The organism is Brevibacillus sp. SAFN-007a, assembly GCF_051967035.1.
GTDB lineage: Bacteria > Bacillota > Bacilli > Brevibacillales > Brevibacillaceae > Brevibacillus.
In genome coordinates this window covers 163,167-183,420 of the sequence record NZ_JBQCKK010000003.1, presented here as the reverse complement: position 1 = coordinate 183,420, position 20,254 = coordinate 163,167, and the positions used below count along the sequence as shown (strand labels likewise).

Here is a 20,254-nt window from a genome sequence, read left to right as displayed (position 1 = left end):
GCATGTTCAGATAGATTCAGACAGGAGGTACAAAACGTGGACCAGCAAGTGACCATGCAGGAATCGCTTGATACCGAAACGCCCCTGCACGCACACCCGGGAGAACCGGCAACTTTTCGGGACTACGTAGAATTGACAAAACCTGGAATTACCATGTCCAACCTGATGACCACATTTGCTGCTTTATGGCTGGCATCCTACGGTTTTCCAGACTGGAAGCTAGCGATTTTCACCATGCTCGGTACAGCTTTTGTGATTATGTCGGGTGCGACGTTAAACAATTACTATGACCGCGATCTGGACAAGAAGATGAAGCGGACAAAAGGGCGTGCGCTGGCGGCAGGGCGGATTTCTCCGCGCGCCGCGATTCTGCTCGGAATCGGCTTGCTGCTCGCCGGTTTGACCGTGCTTGCGGTATTTGCGAATCCGCTGGCTGCTGTCTGGGGACTGATCGGCCATATTTTCTACGTGCTGATCTACACGCCGCTCAAGCGTGTGACCACCTTGAATACCGTCATTGGCGGGATTTCCGGCGCAGCTCCGCCTGTGATCGGCTGGGTAGCCGTCACAAACAGCATGGACCCGGCAGCCTGGCTGCTGTTCCTGATTTTGTTCTTGTGGCAGCCGCCGCACTTCCTCGCGCTGGCGATGCTGAAAACCGAAGAATACCGCGCAGGCAATCTGCCGATGCTGCCTGTCGTCAAAGGCTTTGCCGAAACGAAGCGGCAAATGGTGCTGTGGGGTTCTGTCCTGTTCCCGGCTTCACTCCTGCTCTTCATTCACGGCAGCGTAGGCTATGTCTACCTGGCTGTCATGAGCCTGATGGGCATCGTGTACATGGTGCTGCTTTTCCAGGGCTTCAAGACCAAGGACGACCTGGCCTGGGCACGCAAGCTGTTCGGCTATTCGATTCTGTATTTGACGATCTTTTGCGCCGTCATTGTCATCAGCACCATGGTGTACCATTATTGACACGAAACACTCACGAAATGTTCACGGAACATCCCTTGCTTGGCAGGGGATGTTTCCTTACTGTAAGAGAGGGCAACAGTTAAGAGGCTGCTTTACCGAAAGTCTCAAACATCACAGGAAACAGGGTGTATTCACATGGAAAAATGGCTGAAACCTCTAGCCGTTCTTGCTACTCTCGTCATGTTCATCGTTATGATCGCCGGGTCGCTCGTGACCAAGACGGATTCCGGTCTGGGCTGTGGAAACGACTGGCCGCTCTGTAATGGCAAATGGGTCCCGGAGTATACGCTGGCCTCCATCATTGAATACATGCATCGGTTGATTACAGGCGTAGCCGGCATCGTTGTGGTTGTTTTCTCCGTGCTGTGCTGGCGTCACTATCGGGGTAACCGGGAAGTGCGCAATCTCTCTCTGTTCGGTCTGTTTTTCATCGTGCTGGAGTCGATTCTCGGCGCTTCTGCGGTGATCTGGCCGCAATCCTCATCCGTGCTGGCTCTGCACTTCGGATTCTCCTTGCTGGCATTTACGGGCGTGTTCCTGTTGACCGGGTTTGTCCTCCAGCGGGATAAAATGGCGAGCATGGTTCAGGATACGGCATCGCGGGGGTTCCGCAACTGGATGTGGGTCGTGGCGGGTTATGCTTACGGCGTTGTCTACCTCGGCGCGTACGTCCGGCATACCGGATCGAGCATGGCTTGCAGCGACTGGCCGCTGTGTCAGGGACAGCTGATTCCGCAGCTTTCCGGTCAGACAGGCATTCAATTCGCCCACAGGCTGGGCGCGTTGATTCTGGTATTCATGCTGTTTGGAACCATGATCTATGCGCTTCGCCACTTCAAGGAAAAACGCCGCGATCTGTACGGCGCAAGCATTCTCGCCTTCGTGCTGGTCATCCTCCAGGTGTTCAGCGGCGGCTTCGTGGTTCTGTTCAAGCTCCACCTCTATGCTACGCTGCTCCATTCGATGATTATTACGATTTTGTTCGGGGTCATCAGCTACATGTGCCTGCAAGCGCACAAGTCGCCGCGACCAGGCCAATGGAAAAGATAGAAGACAGTGATTCGCGCTTGAAAAAGCCGCATTCCCGCTTTGGTGCCGGGAGTGCGGCTTTGTGCGTTTTACGTTTGCGAGATGGCTGTACCCAGCCGACCCTAAAAACCATCAGGGGCATGCGCAAAAGTTACCGGCAAGTACCGCAAATTTCAGCCACGCACTGCTCTGTCTTTTGCTACAATAAAAAGCAAACACATGATCGTGGAGAAAGGATGGGAGTCATGCGCATTTTACATACCGCCGACTGGCATTTCGGGCGGCAGCTCGAAGGCCGCGACCGCCGGGCGGAGCAGGCGGCTTTTGTGGACGAGCTTTGCCGGATCGCGGAGGAACGGGAAGCCGATTTGGTGCTGGTGGCAGGAGATGTGTACGATTCGGTAAACCCGCCAGCCTGGGCGGAGGAGCTTTTTTACGATGCGCTGGAGCGCTTGTCTGCGGAAGGGCGGCGGGGGGTTATCGTGATCGCGGGCAACCACGACCAGCCGGAGCGGGTCCGGGCCGCATCGCCGCTTGCCGCGAAGCACGGAATCGTGTTGCTCGGCTTGCCGAAGGAAGCGCCCCTGATCGCAGAGACACCGTCCCCCGACCGGGTACAGGTCGTCCGGGGAGGCCCTTCCTGGCTGGAGCTGAAGGTGCCGGGCTGTGAGCATCATGCGGTGGTGCTTGCTTTGCCGTACCCTTCCGAATCGCGGCTGAAGGAGCTGCTCAGCGAGAGCTTTACGCAGGAGCAGATGCAACTCGCCTTTTCAGAGCGGATTGCCCGGTTGTTTGCCGACTTGTCCGTTCATTTTCGCGAGGACACCGTGAATCTGGTCATGAGTCACTTGTTTGTGATGGGGGGCATGGAGACGGATTCGGAACGGCCGATTCAGATTGGCGGCGCCTTGACGGTGTCCCCGCAGGCTTTTCCGAAAAACGCCGATTACGTGGCGCTCGGCCACCTGCATCGCCTGCAAAAGCTCAGTGACAAGCCGCTCGTGCGCTACAGCGGCTCGCCGCTCTCGTACAGCTTTTCCGAAGCGGGGCAGAGCAAGGCGGTCGTCCTGGTCGAGGTGGAGCCTGGGCAGGAGGTGCGGGAAGAAATCATTTACTTGACGAGCGGCCGTCCCTTGGCGCGCTGGAAGGCGACAGAGGGAATCGCCCAGGTTGAGCGCTGGCTTGCCGAAGGGCGGGACGCTGGCTCCTGGATCGACCTGGAGCTGCACGTGACAGATGTGATCGACCCGGCGGAGTTCCAGCGTGTCCGCAAGCTCTCGGACGACTTTTTGAAAATCCAGCGCGTCGTCATCCGCGAGGAGCGGGACGAGGAAGAAGCGCAGCGGGTGGAATGGACGGAGCTGACATCGGATCAGTTGTTTCGCCGCTTTTACGAGCGCAAAAAGGGAGCGGCTCCGGACGAACGGCTGGTTGCCCTGTTCCAGCGGCTATTGGCGGAAACCGGGGGAGAGGAGGAGGAAGCGTGAGACCGATTCGATTGAAGCTGGCAGGGATGCACAGCTATCGGGAAATGCAAGAGGTTGACTTCGAAATTCTGTGCCAGGCGGGACTGTTCGGTATTTTCGGTCCGACAGGCAGCGGGAAATCGACGATTCTGGATGCGATCACACTGGCGCTCTACGGGCAGGTCGTCCGGCTCGGCGGCGGGAACCATCCCAAGGAAGTGCTGAATCAACTGGAGCAGCGGGTCTTCGTCTCCTTTACCTTCGAGCTGGGCAAAGGCGATGAGCGCAAGCGGTATACGATTGAACGGGAATTTGGTCTGGATAAAAAAGGAAACAAACGCCAGCCGGAGGTGCGTCTGATCCAATCCGGCGCGTTGACGGGAGAGCCGGATGTCGTGCTGGAATCGAAGGCGACGGCGGCAACGGCGGCCATTGAGAAATTGATCGGGCTTACCTTGCAGGATTTTACTCGCGCGGTCGTTTTGCCGCAGGGGCAGTTTTCCCGCTTTTTGACACTCAAAGGCAGCGAGCGCAACGAGATGCTACAGCGGATGTTCCGGCTTCATATCTACGGGGAAAAGCTGAGCGAGCGCGTGCGGCACGCGCTTGACCAGGCAAAGGAGCAGATGCACCGTCTGCAACTGGAGACGGCGGCTTTGGGAGAAGCGGGACCGGAGGCGCTGGAGCAGGCGAGACAAACCTTCGAGGCAGCGGCGCAAAGGGAGCGGGAATTCACTGAGCAAAAACAGGAGCTGGCCGAAAAGCTCAAGGAGCTGGAGCAGCTTGACCAGTGGCAACGGGAGCTTGCGCAAGTCCAGCAGCAGCTTTGGCAGCAGACCGCGAAGGAAGCGGAGATGGCTGCACTCGCTGCAAACATCCGCGAATGGGAAGCGAGTATCCGCTTGTGGCCGCTGGTGCAGCAATACGAACGGCTCGATCGGGAATGGACCGTGACCGGACAAGCGCTGGAGCAGAGCCGGGAACAGCAGGAGGCAGCGCGGCTTGCCCTGGAAGCGGCAGAAGCCGAGTACGCGCGGGCGCAGGCGGAGCTGACGGGGCGGGAGCCTCAGCTGACTCAGCAAAAAGGCAAACTGGTCCAGGCCCAGGAATGGGAAGCGGAGCTGAGAGCGATTCGCGAAGAGCAGTCTGTGCTGGAGCGCGAGTGGCGGGAGGTATCGCTGAGCCTCGCGCAGACCCAAGAGCAGCTTGAACAAGACGAAGCGGCCCTACAGATATGGGAGCAGGAGTGGGCAAAGCTTGCGGAAGAGAGCAGGCAGGCCATGGTGGCTCCGGAGTGGCGCGACCGTGTCGCGCGGGCGCGGGAAGCGAAGCAGCAGTGGGAGCGGGAAGAGAAGAAGCTGCGCGAGCTGGAAGCGGAGCAAGCGGCGGCTGTGTCCCGTCTGCAGGCGGCGATGGAGAAAGCCAGAGTGGACCAGCGCGAGTGGGAGCAGTCCTTCAATCGTCTGGCAGCGCAAAAAGAACAACTGGCAAAAGCAGCGGAGAAACCGCTCATGAGCGACGAGGAATGGGAACGGCAGCGCAATGTGCTGGCGGAGCTGAAGCAGATAGGCCGCCAGTGGCGCGAAGGCGTGACGGCGATGACGGGCTGGCAGGAAAAGTGGCAGCACATTGAAAAAGAGCGGCAGCAAGCGGCGAAGCGCTACCAGGAGCTGACGGAGGCGGTTCAGACGAGCGAAGCCGAGGCTCTTGCCCGTCTTGCCGAACGCGAAGGGCTGCGCCAGGAGTGGGAGCGCTGGCAAGAGGAAAACATGGCCCGCTACTTGCGTGAGCGCCTGGAAGAAGGCGAGGAGTGTCCGGTGTGCGGCTCGCTGCATCATCCGCTGGGCAGCCGGGAGCATCGGGCAGACGGCGAAGCAAAAGCGGCGGGCGAAGACTTGCGCGCCCGGATCAAAGCATCAGAAGAAGCCGTGAAGGCAGCGGAGCAAAAGACGGCGCAGGCGAAAGAAGCGTGGATGACAGCCAAGGGGACGCTGGCCGCTGCCGAAGAGAGGGCAGCCGCCGCACAGGCCGAATACCGAGAACTGGAAGCCCGGCTGGCCGCCGTCCAGGCAGAGTGCCACGGATACGGACAGCCTTGGCTGGTAGAGACGTTTGCAGAGCTGATTGCCGTCTACCAGCGCGAGGAAAAAGCGCTGGCGAACAAGCAAGCCGAGCGGGAGCAGGCCAGGGAAGAACGGGAGCGCCTGCAAAAGCAGCTGGAAGCGCTGCGCGAGGAAGAAGCCGAGAAGAAGCGGCTGATGGAAAAAAGCGCCCTGCTGCTCGAACATGCGCAGAAGGCGGTGGATGAGAGCAAGGCCCGCCTGACTGTGGCTCTGGAAGCGGCAAAGCTGTCGCGCGAAGAGCTGGACGCGGTGCGCCAAGAGATGCTGATCGAGGAAATCGAGCAGCGCTACGAGGAGATCGGCCGCCTGGATCGGAAGCTGGCAGAGCTGGAGCGGGCGCGTGCCGAGAAGGAAGCCTTGCGCAGTCAACTGATGACTCAGGTAGAGGCTGCCAAGGCGAGAAAGGCCGACTGGAAATCCCGCGAAGCCGCTATCGGAGACAAGCTGGCCGATCGAAAACGGATGTGGGAGCAAAAGCACGCCCAGTGGCTGGAGCGGACCGGCGGCATTCCGGCGAGCGAAGGGCTGGCTCACATCGAACAGACGCTGCTCTCGCTGCGCCAGTCGCTGGAAGCGGCAGAGGCGAAGCGAAAGGCAGCCGCAGAGGCGAGACAAGCCGTCCAAAACGATTTGGTCAAGCATTCGGAGACGTTGGCCGTTTTGACCAGACAGCGTACAGAGGCGCATGAGGCTTTGTATCAGGGGTTGCAGGAGACGGGCTTTGCCACCCTGGAGCAAGTGCGCGAGAAGTACGCAGAGCGCACCAAGCTGCCTCAGGCGAAGGAGCAGGTCGAGGCGTATGCGCGCGTTTTGGGACAGCTTCGCTACGAGGAAGACAGGCTGCTGCAAGCCATTGCAGGCCGTACGATCTCGCACGAGGAGCTTGTGAGCGCCAAAGAAGCGTGGGAGTCGTGGGAGCAGTCTTTTGCAGAGGCGCAGAAGCAAGTCGCCGTCGCCAAAGAGCATGTCACGCGCATGGAGAAAAACCATAGCAGGTGGCAGGAGCTGCATCAGCAAATCGTCGAGCTGCAAGACGAGCAGAGCCGCCTGGAAGAATTGAAAAAGCTGTTCGAAGCGAAGGCGTTCGTCCAGTTTATTGCAGAGGAAAAGCTCGTGTCCATCGCACGGGATGCCTCCTATCATCTGAAGCGGATGACCGCGAACCGCTACGGTCTGGAAATTGGCGACGAGGGCGAATTCGTACTGCGCGATGAAGGCGCGGGCGGGATGCGCCGTCCGGTCAGCACCTTGTCCGGCGGGGAAACGTTTTTGACCTCGCTTGCGCTTGCCCTCGCCCTGTCGATGGAGATTCAGATGCGCGGCGGCCGACTGGAGTTTTTCTTTTTGGACGAAGGCTTTGGAACGCTCGATCCGGAACTGCTGGAGGTCGTCATGGACGCGCTGGAGCGGCTGCGGATGGACGATTTTACGATTGGCGTCATCAGTCACGTCCCGGAAATCCGCGTGCGCATGCCGCGCCGTCTGATCGTGACTCCGGCAGAGCCGATGGGCAAAGGCAGTACGCTGCAACTGGAGATGGAGTAGGGAAGGGGAAAAAACATGGCAGTCCAATTCATAGTGGGACGGGCAGGCACGGGAAAAACGGAGGCGATTCACCAGCGGATTCAAAAGCGGCTGCGCGATACGCCGCTCGGCTCTCCGATGATTTTGCTCGTGCCGGAGCAGGCCAGCTTTCAGGAGGAATACGCTCTGGCCAACCTGCCCGGACTGGGCGGCGCGATGGGGACACAGGTGCTCAGCTTCCGCTGGTTGGCCCACCGTCTGCTGCAGGAGCTGGGCGATCTGACGACGGTAGCGGTCGACGATCTCGGGAAGCACATGGTACTGCGCATGCTCCTGGAGCGGCACAAGGAGGAACTGCAAGTGTTTGGCCGTTCGGCAAGGCAGCCGGGCTTCGCTTCTCAGCTGGGACGTTTGATAAGCGAGTGCAAGTCGTACGGCGTCTCTTTTGCCGATTCGGAAAACGTGGACTGGGGCGGCGCCAGTCTCAATCAAAAGATCAGCGACCTGCGCCTGATTATGAACGCCTATGAGGCATACATGGCAGACGGCTACTGCGATGCTGACGATATCCTGAACCGGGTAGCTGTCATGGTGCGCGACTCTGCCTACATCCGACAGGCGGAAATTTTTATCGACGGCTTTACGGGCTTTACGAATCAGGAGCTGCGGCTGATCGAGCAATTGATGCTGCATGCCAAGCAGGTGACGATCGCGCTCACGCTGGACCCGGACGAACGCGACGCGTCTGTCGACGAGCTGGGATTGTTTCACCCGACTGTGCGCACGTACCAGGCGCTGTCGCTGATGGCGCGAGAAGCCGGCGTCGCCGTTGCCAAGCCGCTATTGCTGCGCGAGCCGCGGCGCTTTGCCGACAGCCCGTGGCTGCGCCAGCTCGAACAGGCTTATTTTCAATGGGGAACGCCGCCCGCTGTCGGCGAGCCGCGAAAAAGCGATGAAGTGGCATTGCTCTCCGCCGTGAACAGACGGGCTGAGGTGGAAGCGGTGGCGCTGAAAATCCTCGCTTTGGCCCGAGAGGAAGGCTATCGCTGGCGGGACATGGCGATTTTGCTGCGGGAAATGGGCACCTATGCCGATGAGATTTCCGCCGTTTTTACCGATTACGGCATTCCCCACTTTTTGGATCAGAAACGAACCGTGATGAACCATCCGTTGGTGGAACTGGTGCGAGCGGCCCTGGAGACGATTGTCACGAACTGGCGGTACGACGCTGTATTCCGCTGTTTGAAGACCGACTTGCTCACGCCAGCCATCGCGGATGAGCGTACGTCCCGCCAGGAGGTCGACCGCCTGGAAAACTACGTGCTGGCACATGGCGTTTTCGGCCCCCACTGGGCAGAGGAGGCTGCCTGGCGTTTTCGCGGTCCGTCTGGTGCCGCCGAGGATGCGGAAGCCGACGAGCTGAGGCGCAAATACGCCGCTCCGCTGCTCGCGTTTGAAAAAGAACTGAAGCGGGCGGCTGACAAAAATGTGCGGGCCATGACAGTGGCGTTGTACAACCTGCTGATCGCGCTGAATGTGCCGGGCAAGCTGGAATCGTGGCAGCGCAAGGCAGAGCAGGAAGGCGATCTCGATGCGGCGCAGGTGCACGCCCAGGTGTGGACGGGGCTGGTCAAGCTGATGGATCAGGTCGTGGAAGTCATGGGCGACGAGAGCATGGAGCTGGCTACGTTTGCCCGTGTGATCGACAGCGGTCTGGAAACGATTGAGCTTGGGCTCGTCCCCCCGGCGCTGGATCAGGTGCTGGTCGGGGCGATGGAGCGTTCCCGTCAGCCTGACGTCAAAGCCTTGTTTATTCTCGGGGTGAACGAGGGTATTATTCCGCTGCGCCCGAAGGAGGAAGGGATTCTGGACGAGGCGGAGCGCGAGCGGCTGGCGGAAATGGGGCAAACGCTGGCTCCAGGTGCCAAGCAGAAGCTGATGGCGGAGCCGTACCTTTTGTATCAGGCGATGACGCGGCCATCCGAGCGGCTGATGCTGAGCTGTGCCCTGGCGGACGAGGAAGGCAAGGCATTGCTACCGTCCCCGGTGTTTTCGCGCGTCAGGGAGGTGCTGCCGGACATTGCCCACCAGATGTTTTACAATGAGCCGACGGGCGAGGTGGATACCGATGCCTTTTTGCTCGGACAACCGAGAAGGGTGTTTCGCCATCTGCTGACCTTGTTGCGCGCGATGAAAAAAACAGGCGAGCTGCCGGTGTTTTGGTGGGAGGTGTACGACTGGTACGTCCGCTCCTCCCCGGAAGCATCGCGGGAAAAATGGCTGCTGTCCGGGTTGCGCTACCGGAATCTCCCGGACGGCCTGGACAGGCAAACGAGCACGACCTTGTACGGCAAGCAGCTGAAAATGAGCGTGTCGCGTCTGGAGCGTTTCCAGGCTTGTCCGTTCTCGCATTTTTCCTCGCACGGGCTTCGGTTGAGTGAGAGAACCATGTACAAGTTGGAGCGGTTCGATGTGGGCGAGCTGTTCCATGCCTCGCTCAAGCGCGCCGTGGAAAAAATGAACGAAGAGCATCTGGAGTGGAGCAAGCTGACGGAAGATAGCAGCATGCAGTTGGCGAGCGAGGTCGTGTCCGAGTTGGTGCCGCAGACAAGGAGCAGCATCCTCACGCGAACGGCGCGGTATCGCTTTTTGGCGGGCAAGCTGATGCGAGCGGTTGGCCGCGCGATCTACGTGCTGGGCGAGCACGCCAAAAGAAGCCGCTTCGCGCCGGTTGGGCTGGAGGTCTCGTTCGGGCCGAACGCCGATTTGCCGGGTCTTGCGCTCACCCTCGATAACGGCGTGGAGCTGCAACTGATCGGCCGCATCGACCGGGTGGATCAGTCGCTGGACAGCGAGGTGCCGTATTTGCGCGTGATCGACTACAAGTCAAGCCCCAAGCAGCTGTCGCTGTCGGATGTGTGGAATGGCTTGAATTTGCAACTGCTCGTCTACCTGGATGTCGTCGTGGCAAACGCGGAGGAATGGCTCGGCAAAAAAGCCGAGATGGGCGGCGTCTTTTACTACCAGGTTGCTGATCCGTTTGTGACGGCAAAGCGCCTGTTGACGTCTGACGAAGCCGCCAAGGAGCGGGCAAAGCGTTTGCGTATGAAAGGTTTGATGCTCGCCGATCCGGAGTTGGCGAGAATGATGGACGGATACGTGGAGCAGGGACCGTCCGAGCTGGTACCGTTTGAACTGAAAAAGGACGGGACGCTCTCTTCGCGCTCCTCTGTGGCTACAGCTGAACAGTTCCAGACGCTGACCGCGTATGTGCGCGACACGGTGAAGCAAATCGGCACGCGCATGACCGACGGAGACATCCAGATCAAACCGTATGCCAACGGAACGATGACGGCTTGCGATTACTGTTCGTACAAGCCTGTGTGCCAGTTTGACGGGGAGGCAGGCGGCAACGAGCACAGACAGCTACCCAAATGGAACAACAAACAAATCTGGAGTATGCTGGCCGAGCAGCAGTTGGCAGGAGAGGAGGGCGGTGCCGATGACGGAGCAACGAATGCAGGCCAAGCCTGAACAGTGGACAGACGAACAATGGCAAGCGATTATTCAACGCGGGAGCAATCTCTTGGTGGCGGCTGCGGCAGGCTCCGGAAAAACATCGGTGCTGGTCGAGCGGATCATTCGTCGCATCATGGACGAGCGCGAGCCTGTCGGCGTCGACCAGCTACTGGTCGTGACGTTTACGAATGCGGCAGCGGCAGAGATGCGGCACCGAATCGGGGATGCGCTGCGCAAAGCGCTGCAAGAAGATCCGCATTCCGCCCATTTGCGCAGGCAGCTTGCGCTTCTCCAGCGAGCGACGATTACAACGCTGCACTCGTTCTGCCTGGGCATTCTGCGCCAATACTACTACCTGATCGATCTCGACCCGGAGTTTCGCATCGCCGATCAGATGGAGGGCGAGCTGCTGCGGCAGGACGTGCTGGAGGAGCAGCTGGAGGGCTGGTACGAGAGCGACCCGGACTTCCAGGCGTTGGCCGACATGATGCTGGACGGACAGGACGACCAGGCGCTGGCGACTTTGCTTCTGCGACTGTACGAGTTTTCCAGAAGCCATCCGTCGCCGGAGCGCTGGCTGGCGGAAGCAGCCGACATGTTTGACATTCGCGCCGGGGCCGGGCTGGACGGACTGGTCTGGGCCAACAGCGTGCTGCGGTCTGTAGAGCTGGTACTCGTCGGCATGGCTGGCAAGCTCCAGCGGACGGCAGAGCTGGCAGCCTCTCCGGAAGGTCCGGCGGCTTATGTGCCGCTGCTGGAAGCGGAAGCAGCGGCTTTGAGGCGGGCGGCTGCGGCTTGCAAGGAAGGCTGGGAGGCAGCGAGCCAGGCTATCCGTGGCGTTGCTTTTGCCAAGCTGCCGCCAGTCAAAGGAACCGATCCAAAGATCAAGGAGCAGGTGCAGGCGCTTAGAAACGGCGTGAAAAAAGAGCTGGCGGAGCAGATCGAGCAGTATTTTTCCATAACAGCCGAGCAATATGCCGCTGATTTGCAGCGTCTCGCCCCGCACATGAAGACGCTGGCCCGGCTCGTTACCGCGTTTGCCGAGGCGTTCCAGCAGGAGAAGCGGTCGCGGGGAATCGTTGACTTTGGAGATCTGGAGCATCTGGCCCTGCGCATTTTGACGGTACCGGACGAAGCGGGCGAGGCGATTCCTTCGCCGATATCGGAGCAGCTGCGCGAACAGTTCGCGGAAGTGCTGGTCGACGAGTATCAGGATATCAACCTGGTACAGGAGACGATTTTGCGTATGGTCTCCCGCGACGGGACAAACGGTGAGGGCGCCAACCGCTTTATGGTAGGGGACGTGAAGCAGAGTATTTACCGTTTTCGTCTGGCGGAGCCGAAGCTGTTTCTGGACAAATACTTGACTTATCAAAAAAGCGCGGCAGGCGGGCAAAAGCCCGATGATGACGCGCCGGGGCAGCGGATCGACCTTGCCGCCAACTTCCGCAGCAGACGCGAGGTTGTGGATGCGGTCAACTTTTTGTTTAGGCAAATCATGTCGCCGGGCGTGGGCGAGATCGACTACGATCCGTCGGCTGAGCTGATTCATCGCGCTGCCTATCCGGAGGCAGAGCCGGGCCGACTACAGGCAGAGGTGCATCTGATTAACCGTAATGCCGCCGAGCAAGATACGGGACAGGCCGTGCTTGCAGAAGCCGTGGATGAGGCAGATGCGGCGGGAATGCCCGAAGCGACGGGCGATGCGGCAGAGGAAGCGAGCGTCGCGCAACTGGAAGCGCGTCTGATCGCCAGCCGCATTCGCCGCTGGATGGAGCCGGGCGAGGGCGAGTCGCCGCTGCTCGTGTACGATAAAAAGGCAGGAGGAATGCGCCCGCTTGCTTACCGGGATATCGTCATTTTGCTTCGGGCCACGTCCGGCTGGGGGCAGACGATGCAGGAGGAACTTCATGCCGCCGGAATTCCTGTGTACGCCGAGCAGACGGCAGGCTACTTTGCGGCGACAGAAGTAGAGACGATGCTGTCGCTGTTGCGCGTGATCGACAATCCGCTACAGGACATCCCGCTGGCTGCGGTGTTGCGCTCGCCCATCGTCGGCCTGCGCGAGGAGCAGCTCGCCCAAATCCGCATCCGGTATGCGACGGGTCCTTTTCATCTGGCTGTCATGCAATACGTGGAGGAACGCTTGCCGCAGGAGCCGTGGGAAAAACGGCTGCGCCAGTTTTTCGTGAAGCTGGAAGGGTGGCGGACCCACGCGCGCAGGGGAGCGCTGTCTGAGCTTATTTCCCTGTTGTACCGCGAGACGGGCTATCTCGACTATGTCGCTGCCCTGGAAAACGGACAGCAGCGGCAGGCCAATCTGCGCGCCCTGTACGACCGGGCACGCCAGTACGAAGCAGGCTCCTATCGCGGGCTGTTTCGCTTCCTGCGCTTTGTCGACCGGCTGCAGGAGGCGGGCAATGACATGGGCGAAGCGCGCACGATCGGAGAAAACGAGGATGTCGTGCGGATCATGACGATCCACAAGAGCAAAGGGCTGGAGTTTCCCGTTGTCTTTGTCGCGGGCATGGGCAAGCAGTTCAACACGATGGATTTGAAAAGCCCGTTTTTGCTGCACAAGGACTTGGGCTTCGGCCCGATGGCCGTGGAACCGTCCATGCAGCTGCGCTATCCGAGCATCGCGGCGTTGGGCATTCGGCAGCAGCTGCGCCAGGATATGCTGGCGGAAGAAATGCGCGTGCTGTACGTCGCCTTGACTCGTGCGCGCGAGAAGCTGGTGCTCGTCGGCTCGGCCAAGGACCTGGCAAAACGTGTCATGGACTGGGGCAGACAAGGGGATGGCGCACGGCTCAGCGACGAGGATCTGATCCAGGCCAAGGGCTATTTGGACTGGGTGGGCCGCGCCCTGCTGCGGCATCCGGCAGCAGGGGAGCTGCGCGCGTATCCCGAGAGAGAAGGGGCGGGCGAAGCAGTCCGGGTGAGAACCGTTCCTGATGACTCTGTCTGGTCGTTTCATTTTTACCAGGCGGACGAGCTGAAAGCGCAGCAGGAGGCCATGAGCGATGATCGGGCACTGTGGGAGCGCGCGACCCGGCGGGAAGCGATTGCGAAACGGCCAGGCGACGAAACGCTGCGCCAGCTGGTAGAAGCGCGACTGGGCTGGACCTACCCGCATCCGATTGCCTCGCGCGTGGCGGCCAAATGGAGCGTCAGCGAGCTGAAGCAGCATGCCAAGGTCAGCAAAAGCGGACAGGCGCTCACCCTGCCTTCGATTACGGAAAAGCCGAAGTTTTTGGCGGAACAAAAATCGCACCGCCTGACAGCCGCCGAGAAAGGCACGATTACGCACCTGGTCTTCCAGCATCTCGATTTGCAGCGCCCGCTGGATGAGGCCGATATACGCGAGCAGGTGGCAGAGCTTGCCGCGCGCCGCTTTTTGACAGAGGAGCAAGTACAGGCGGTGGATGTCGGACAAATGGCTGCCTTTTTTGCCGACCCGCTGGGGCAACGGATGAAAAGAGCCAAGGCGGTTCACTGCGAGCTGCCGTTTACGCTCGTGCTGCCCGCGCATGAAGTGGAGCCGGAGCTGGGGGAAGAGACTGCGGAGCGGATTATCGTCCAGGGGGTAATGGACTGCTTGCTGGAGGAAGACGACAATCGACTGGTCCTGATTGATTTCAAGACCGACTGGGTGGCCAAGGAAGCCTCGGCCGAGGCGATCAGAGAGATGGAGAGAAGGTACGGCAGCCAGATCAATCTCTACGTTCGGGCGATCAGACAGATCATCCAACCGTCTCAGGAAGTCGAGAGCTATTTGTACATGCTCTCTGGCGGTTTCTCCATCCGGTTTACGTAAAGGCAGAACCCCATGCATAATTTTCCTCCTGACTGCCCATACTCCAAGTGTTCGCTTGAAGTTTTCAAGACGGAATGTCCGGGCGGGAGGTACGCATACGATGTCGGTAAAAGAACAGTTATTGAGAAAAAAGTCGGTTGCCAGCTTGTTAAACCAGGTCGAGAGCAAGCAGCTCAAAAAAACGTTGGGCGCTTTTGATCTGACCATGCTGGGTATCGGAGCGATTGTCGGGACGGGCATCTTTGTCCTCACGGGAGTTGCTGCGGCCGAGCATGCAGGGCCTGCGCTGGTGTTGTCGTTTGTCCTGTCAGGGCTTGCGTGCGTGTTTGCGGCACTGTGCTATGCGGAATTCGCTTCCACTGTCCCCGTGTCTGGAAGTGCGTACACGTACAGCTATACCGTGTTTGGCGAACTGGTAGCCTGGATGATCGGCTGGGACCTGATCCTGGAATACGGGGTGGCTTCCGCAGCGGTGGCGAGCGGCTGGTCCGGGTACGCGCAAGGCTTGCTTTCAGGCTTCGGCATCCATCTGCCCGTGGCTTTGACGAATGCGTTCGACGCATCCAAAGGGACGATCATTGACTTGCCTGCTGTTGTCATCATTTTCGTTATTACGCTTCTGCTCATGAAAGGGACAAGAGAATCGGCCCGCTTCAATACGCTGATGGTGATTATCAAGGTCGCGGTGATCCTGTTGTTTCTCATCGTCGGCTTCCTGTATGTGAAGCCGGAAAACTGGAGTCCCTTCATGCCGTTCGGCTTTGCGGGGGTCGCAACGGGCGCTGCAACCGTCTTCTTCGCTTTTATCGGATTTGACGCGGTATCGACGGCCGCAGAGGAAGTGCGCAATCCGCAGCGCGACATGCCGATTGGCATCATCACTTCGCTATTGGTGTGTACGCTGCTCTACATTGCCGTCTCCCTGACGCTGACAGGAATCGTTCCGTATGACAAGCTCAACGTCAAAAACCCGGTTGCCTTTGCGCTCAACTACGTCCAGCAGGATTGGGTAGCCGGATTCATTTCGCTCGGGGCGATCGTCGGTATTACGACTGTGCTGCTCGTGATGATGTACGGACAGACGCGGCTGTTTTTCGCCATGAGCCGCGACGGTCTCTTGCCCGCCGTTTTTTCGCAGGTGCATCCGGCGACACAGGTCCCGCGCAAAAGCACCCTCATCGTCGGCATTTTGGTTGCGATTTTCAGCGGATTGCTGCCGTTGAACAAGCTGGCAGAGCTGACGAATATCGGGACGCTGTTTGCTTTTATTCTCGTCTCCATTGGCGTCGTGGTCCTGCGCCGGACGAATCCGGACTTGCACCGTTCGTTTCGCACACCGTTCGTTCCGCTCGTCCCGATTCTCGCCGTGCTTTTCTGCGGATACCTGGTCTACAGCTTGCCTGCTGTGACGAAGATCGGGTTTCTCGGCTGGCTGGCGGCAGGCGCTGTCGTCTACTTCCTCTACGGAAGACGGCACAGTCATTTGCGGGATGGCGAATATGGCCAATAACCAAACTTCGAGGCATGTTCTCCAGGAGGACATGTCTTTGTTTGTATCTGACAAGACTATCCCATTCATGGTAGAGTAAAAGGAACCAAAACGACGAGGAGAACAGGCCATGAAGCGAAAACGAGCAGACCGACCCGGCTGGAGACGCGTCAAGCGAATGGGCTATCAGGAAAAGTGGGTAGAGGCTTTGACTTTTTCCGGGTACGCTGTCCGTTTGACCTTGGACGAAGTAAACGAGCCCGCCTACATGCCTGTTGGGGATAAACTGTTGTGCGTAGGCGACAGAGGGTATGTGTACCTGCAATACTTTCCGGACAAGAAGCCCTATGCCGTCACAAAAATGCTGGACGAGCTTGGCAACACCGTGCAGTGGTACATCGATATTTGCAAGGCGCATGGCAAGGATGAGAACGGACATATCTGGTATGACGATCTCTACCTCGACATTGTGGTGCTGCCGCAGGGCGAGGTTTATTTGCTCGACCAGGATGAGCTGGATGAAGCGCTGCAAAAAGGGGTGATCGACAGCGACGAGCACAGCTTCGCGACAGAGGTGGCCGACCAGCTGTTGCGGGAGATTTTGGCGGGTAAGCGGGATGTTTTTGACTTTCCGAATTTTTTTGCGTGAAGCGGGTGCTTTGGATGAACCCTCGTACGAAGAGCAAGCAAACTGGTCAGGAAGACAAGGAGGAAGAGGAAAAAAGGAGAGGAAATTGTGGGTTCATACAAACGATTTGTAGGTATTTTTGTCTTGATTTTTTTAGTAGCAAGTATACCTTTTATGCTTGGGTATGGCATTGTGATAGATTTCCAAAGGGAAGTTCATCCGTTTTGGATTATGCTTCTCTATATAAAAGAAGGTTTCTTGTATAATTTTATTGAAAAAGCACTTCTTTCGTTTGCAATTAGTGCAAGCGTATATTTTTATTTACATAAATGTAAAAGGAATTGAAGAGAATTCTTTGACCTGGAGAAGGTCACAAATTTACAGCGCCCTCCCTCAGACTTGGTAAAATAAAAATTGCAAGGTAGGCGCAGGGGGCATATACTCATAGTAAGAAGTGAGTAATCACTCGCTTTTTGTAAGGTTCATCCGGCGACGTGCATCATGATTTGCGCAAAGAGGGCAAATGGCCCGTTTTTTTGCCGTAAAAATAAAGTGATTACTCACTCACTATGAATGGGAGAGGTTCTGCATGAAACGTGTCTTGCGCGCTGTAAGTATCGGCAGTCTGCTTCTTGCTCTGTCAGGCTGCGGCCTGCTCGGGGAAAAGCAGCAGCCACTGTCGGGGACAATCGAGGCGGATGAATGGCCGATCGTGGCCGAGGTAGGCGGGCTGGTGACGAAGGTGATCGCCGAGGAAGGCAGCGAGGTGAAAAAAGGCGAGGTGCTGGCGGAAATCGACCCGCGCAGCTACCAGATCAGCGTGGCGGAGGCCAAGGCCGCATGGGAGCAGGCGAGGGCCAGGCTGGAGGAAGCGAAGGCAGGCTCGCGCGACCAGACGATTCAGAAGGGAGTGGCCGCCGTTCAGCAGGCGAATGCCAGCATCCGTTTGGCGCAGGCGAGAAAAAGCCAGGCAGAGGCCGGAATCGTCCGTGCACAGGAGCAACTGGCGCAGGCCGAATCGCAGCGCGCGGGAGCGGAGGAGACGCTGCGCTACCAGCAAAAGCGGCTGCAAGAGGCGACGGCCTTGTATGAAAAAGGAGCGATCTCGCAAAAGGATGTGGATACGCAAAAAGAGGCGGTCAGCCAGGCGACTACTCAGTTGAACCAGTGGACGGCACAGGTGGCGCAGGCCAAAGCGGCGTACCGTTTTGCCCAGGAGGACGCGGCAGCGGCGGCTGCCCAGGTCGGCACAGCAAAAGCCCAGCAGCAAGGAGCGCAAGCCGAGCTTGATCTGGTGCGGGCAGGCAGTACGGACTACGCCATCCAGGCGCTGCTGGCAGCGGAGGAACAGGCGCAGGCGAGGCTCGACCAGGCGATGCTGCAGCTTGAAAAGACGCGGATTGTCGCCGCAGAAGACGGCGTTTTGCTGCGCTCCTCCATCGAGCAGGGAGAGGTCGCCAAACCGGGGGCCACGTTGTTTACCATGATGAAGGCAGACCAGCTCAAGCTCGTGGTGTACATCCCGGAAGCGCAGTTGAACCGGGTGCAAAAAGGACAGGAGGTCGGCATCAAGGTCGATGCGTACCCGGATGAGACGTTTACAGGCACGATCAGCCGCATCGCGGACAAAGCGGAGTTTACGCCGCGCAATGTGCAGACGCAAGACGAGCGGAGCAAGCTTGTGTTTGCCGTCACGATTGACGTCGCCAAAGGCCAGGACAAACTCAAGCCGGGCATGCCTGCCGATGTGCTGCTGCCAGACGGGGAGGGAGGCCGATGAGCGCCGCCGCCATTACGTGCCAGCAACTGACCAAGCGCTTCGGGGAGCGGGTCGCCGTCAACAGCCTGACCTTGACGGTGCCAAAAGGCTCGATTTACGGCTTCCTCGGCCCGAACGGCTCGGGAAAATCGACGACGATTCGCATGCTGTGCGGGCTGATGACGCCGACGACGGGCAGCGGAACGGTGCTCGGCTATGACGTCATGACGCAGAGTGAAGAGATCAAGCAGCGCATCGGCTACATGTCGCAAAAGTTCAGCCTGTATGAAGATTTGACAGTGGAAGAAAACCTCGATTTTTACGCGGGCGTCTACCAGCTTGGCGCAGCGGAGCGGCGGAAAAGAAAGGCGGAGCTGATCGAAATGGCAGGGCTGACAGGCCGGGAAAAGCAACTCGCAGGCTCGCTGTCCGGCGGCTGGAAGCAGCGTCTCGCCTTGTCCTGCGCCCTTTTGCACAAGCCGGAGCTGCTGATTCTCGACGAACCGACGGCCGGAGTCGATCCGGTGTCGCGGCGCATTTTCTGGGAAGTGATTCACGAGCTGGCCGAGCAAGGCATTACCGTGCTGGTGACGACGCACTACATGGATGAGGCCCAGACGTGCGACTGGATCGGGTTCATTTTTTTCGGCAACCTGCTTGCGGAAGGAACCCCGCAGGAATTGATCGAGCAGATGGGCGCGGCCAGTCTGGAGGACGTGTTCATCGAGCTGGTGCGGCGCGAAGAAGCGCGGCAGGTAGCGGAGGGGGGAGCGCGATGAGACGGTTTGTCTGGGGGCGCTACTGGTCTATCGTCAAAAAGGAAGTAATCCAGATCAAACGCGATCGGCCCAGCCTGGCGATTGCGCTCGTCATGCCGCTGATGCTTTTGTTTTTGTTCGGATACGCCGTCAACACGGATGTGAACGACATCCGCATGGCGGTCTGGAACCAGAGTCCGTCAGCCGCAAGCCGGGAGCTGGTCGATCAGTTCGTGCACACGAAAATTTTTCAGGCGACAGCGAGCGTCGGCGGCTACCGGGAGCTGGAGGCGATGCTGGACGAGGGAACGGCCGATGTCGGGCTGGTGATCGGGCCGGACTACACGCGGCAAAAAGACCGCGGCGAGCCAGCGCACATCCAGCTTCTCGTCAACGGCTCCGATCCGAACATCGCGCGAACCGCTGTGTCCAACGCCCAACTGATCGTGCAGCACCAGGCGATCGCCCTGCAAGAAAAGAAGCTGGAAAAGCAGGGAATGGGCGAGCTGACGCTGCCGCTTGCGCTGGAGACGCGCGTGCTGTTCAATCCGAATATGGAGAGCATCGTCTTCAATATCCCTGGCCTGATCGGGCTGATTATGCAAAACGTCACGATGATATTGACCGCCTTTTCGCTCGTCCGGGAAAAAGAACGGGGCACGATGGAGCAACTCGTCGTGACGCCGATTCGCCCGCTGGAGCTGATGCTTGGCAAAATTACGCCGTATGTCGGCGTCGGGCTGTTTTCGTTTTGCCTCGTGCTCTTCGTCGGGACGGCCTGGTTCGGGGTTCCGGTCAAAGGCAGCATCGGCCTGTTGGTCGCCTTGTCCGTCCTGTTTCTCGTGACCACGCTGCTGCTGGGAATTCTGATCTCGACCGTAGCGAAGACGCAGCTTCAGGCGATGCAGATGGCCTTTGCGCTCATCCTGCCCAGCGTGCTTTTGTCCGGGTTCATGTTCCCGCGCGATTCGATGCCGACCGTGATACAATGGTTAGGCGGGCTTGTCCCGTTGACCTATTTTCTGGAAATTTTGCGAGGAATCTTTTTGAAAGGCGTAGGCGCCGAGGCACTCTGGAAAGAGATCGCCGGGATGGGCGCGTTCAGCCTGGTCATTTTGACCGTTGCCATTGGCAGATTCCGCAAAAAGATCGAATAGAGGAGCGTAAACG

Annotated in this window: 12 protein-coding genes; all 12 read left to right on the top strand. The window is 58.9% G+C overall.

What is annotated here, in order from left to right; genetic code table 11:
- Nucleotides 1–36 precede the first annotated feature (36 nt).
- The 12 genes from cyoE to ACTHO6_RS06050 all read left to right on the top strand — a co-directional run bounded on the left by cyoE (nt 37) and on the right by ACTHO6_RS06050 (nt 20,241).
- A complete protein-coding gene (gene cyoE, locus ACTHO6_RS06105; protein WP_440240443.1) occupies nt 37–972 on the top strand; it encodes a heme o synthase in 936 nt (311 codons plus the stop codon).
- Nucleotides 973–1,107: 135 nt separating this feature from the next.
- Nucleotides 1,108–2,022, top strand: coding sequence for a COX15/CtaA family protein (locus ACTHO6_RS06100; protein WP_440240441.1), 915 nt, complete (start codon nt 1,108–1,110; stop codon nt 2,020–2,022).
- A gap of 224 nt (nt 2,023–2,246) precedes the next feature.
- Nucleotides 2,247–3,488, top strand: coding sequence for an exonuclease SbcCD subunit D (locus ACTHO6_RS06095; RefSeq protein WP_440240439.1), 1,242 nt, complete (start codon nt 2,247–2,249; stop codon nt 3,486–3,488).
- Nucleotides 3,485–7,135, top strand: a complete 3,651-nt coding sequence (locus ACTHO6_RS06090) for an AAA family ATPase (RefSeq protein WP_440240437.1) — start codon at nt 3,485–3,487, stop codon at nt 7,133–7,135. The genes ACTHO6_RS06095 and ACTHO6_RS06090 overlap by 4 nt, the downstream gene beginning before the upstream one ends.
- A gap of 15 nt (nt 7,136–7,150) precedes the next feature.
- A complete protein-coding gene (addB, locus tag ACTHO6_RS06085) occupies nt 7,151–10,648 on the top strand; it encodes a helicase-exonuclease AddAB subunit AddB (RefSeq protein ID WP_440240435.1) in 3,498 nt (1,165 codons plus the stop codon).
- Nucleotides 10,617–14,450 (top strand): helicase-exonuclease AddAB subunit AddA, encoded by a 3,834-nt coding sequence (gene addA / locus ACTHO6_RS06080; RefSeq protein ID WP_440240433.1) that lies wholly within the window; start codon nt 10,617–10,619, stop codon nt 14,448–14,450. Before addB ends, addA begins: the two co-directional genes overlap by 32 nt.
- 100 nt (nt 14,451–14,550) lie before the next feature.
- On the top strand, nt 14,551–15,960 hold the full coding sequence (locus ACTHO6_RS06075) for an amino acid permease (protein WP_440240431.1): 1,410 nt from the start codon (nt 14,551–14,553) through the stop codon (nt 15,958–15,960).
- A gap of 109 nt (nt 15,961–16,069) precedes the next feature.
- Complete coding sequence (locus ACTHO6_RS06070) at nt 16,070–16,588, top strand: DUF402 domain-containing protein (RefSeq protein WP_440240429.1); 519 nt, start codon at nt 16,070–16,072, stop codon at nt 16,586–16,588.
- Between the two features lie 87 nt (nt 16,589–16,675).
- Nucleotides 16,676–16,912: a hypothetical protein gene (locus ACTHO6_RS06065; protein WP_440240427.1), complete on the top strand. Its 237-nt coding sequence runs from the start codon at nt 16,676–16,678 to the stop codon at nt 16,910–16,912.
- Between the two features lie 244 nt (nt 16,913–17,156).
- Complete coding sequence (locus ACTHO6_RS06060; protein ID WP_440240425.1) at nt 17,157–18,347, top strand: HlyD family secretion protein; 1,191 nt, start codon at nt 17,157–17,159, stop codon at nt 18,345–18,347.
- Nucleotides 18,344–19,105, top strand: a complete 762-nt coding sequence (locus ACTHO6_RS06055; RefSeq protein ID WP_440240423.1) for an ABC transporter ATP-binding protein — start codon at nt 18,344–18,346, stop codon at nt 19,103–19,105. The genes ACTHO6_RS06060 and ACTHO6_RS06055 overlap by 4 nt, the downstream gene beginning before the upstream one ends.
- Entirely contained in the window at nt 19,102–20,241 is a 1,140-nt protein-coding gene (locus ACTHO6_RS06050; protein ID WP_440240421.1) for an ABC transporter permease, read from the top strand. Before ACTHO6_RS06055 ends, ACTHO6_RS06050 begins: the two co-directional genes overlap by 4 nt.
- The last annotated feature ends 13 nt before the right edge of the window (nt 20,242–20,254 follow it).

Bases quoted from the DNA above. Each gene is read 5' to 3' on its own strand.
- addA (WP_440240433.1), top strand. From the start codon at position 10,617: ATGACGGAGCAACGAATGCAGGCCAAGCCTGAACAGTGGACAGACGAA.
- ACTHO6_RS06100 (WP_440240441.1), top strand. From the start codon at position 1,108: ATGGAAAAATGGCTGAAACCTCTAGCCGTTCTTGCTACTCTCGTCATG.
- ACTHO6_RS06075 (WP_440240431.1), top strand. From the start codon at position 14,551: ATGTCGGTAAAAGAACAGTTATTGAGAAAAAAGTCGGTTGCCAGCTTG.
- addB (WP_440240435.1), top strand. From the start codon at position 7,151: ATGGCAGTCCAATTCATAGTGGGACGGGCAGGCACGGGAAAAACGGAG.
- ACTHO6_RS06050 (WP_440240421.1), top strand. From the start codon at position 19,102: ATGAGACGGTTTGTCTGGGGGCGCTACTGGTCTATCGTCAAAAAGGAA.
- ACTHO6_RS06055 (WP_440240423.1), top strand. From the start codon at position 18,344: ATGAGCGCCGCCGCCATTACGTGCCAGCAACTGACCAAGCGCTTCGGG.
- ACTHO6_RS06095 (WP_440240439.1), top strand. From the start codon at position 2,247: ATGCGCATTTTACATACCGCCGACTGGCATTTCGGGCGGCAGCTCGAA.
- ACTHO6_RS06060 (WP_440240425.1), top strand. From the start codon at position 17,157: ATGAAACGTGTCTTGCGCGCTGTAAGTATCGGCAGTCTGCTTCTTGCT.
- ACTHO6_RS06070 (WP_440240429.1), top strand. From the start codon at position 16,070: ATGAAGCGAAAACGAGCAGACCGACCCGGCTGGAGACGCGTCAAGCGA.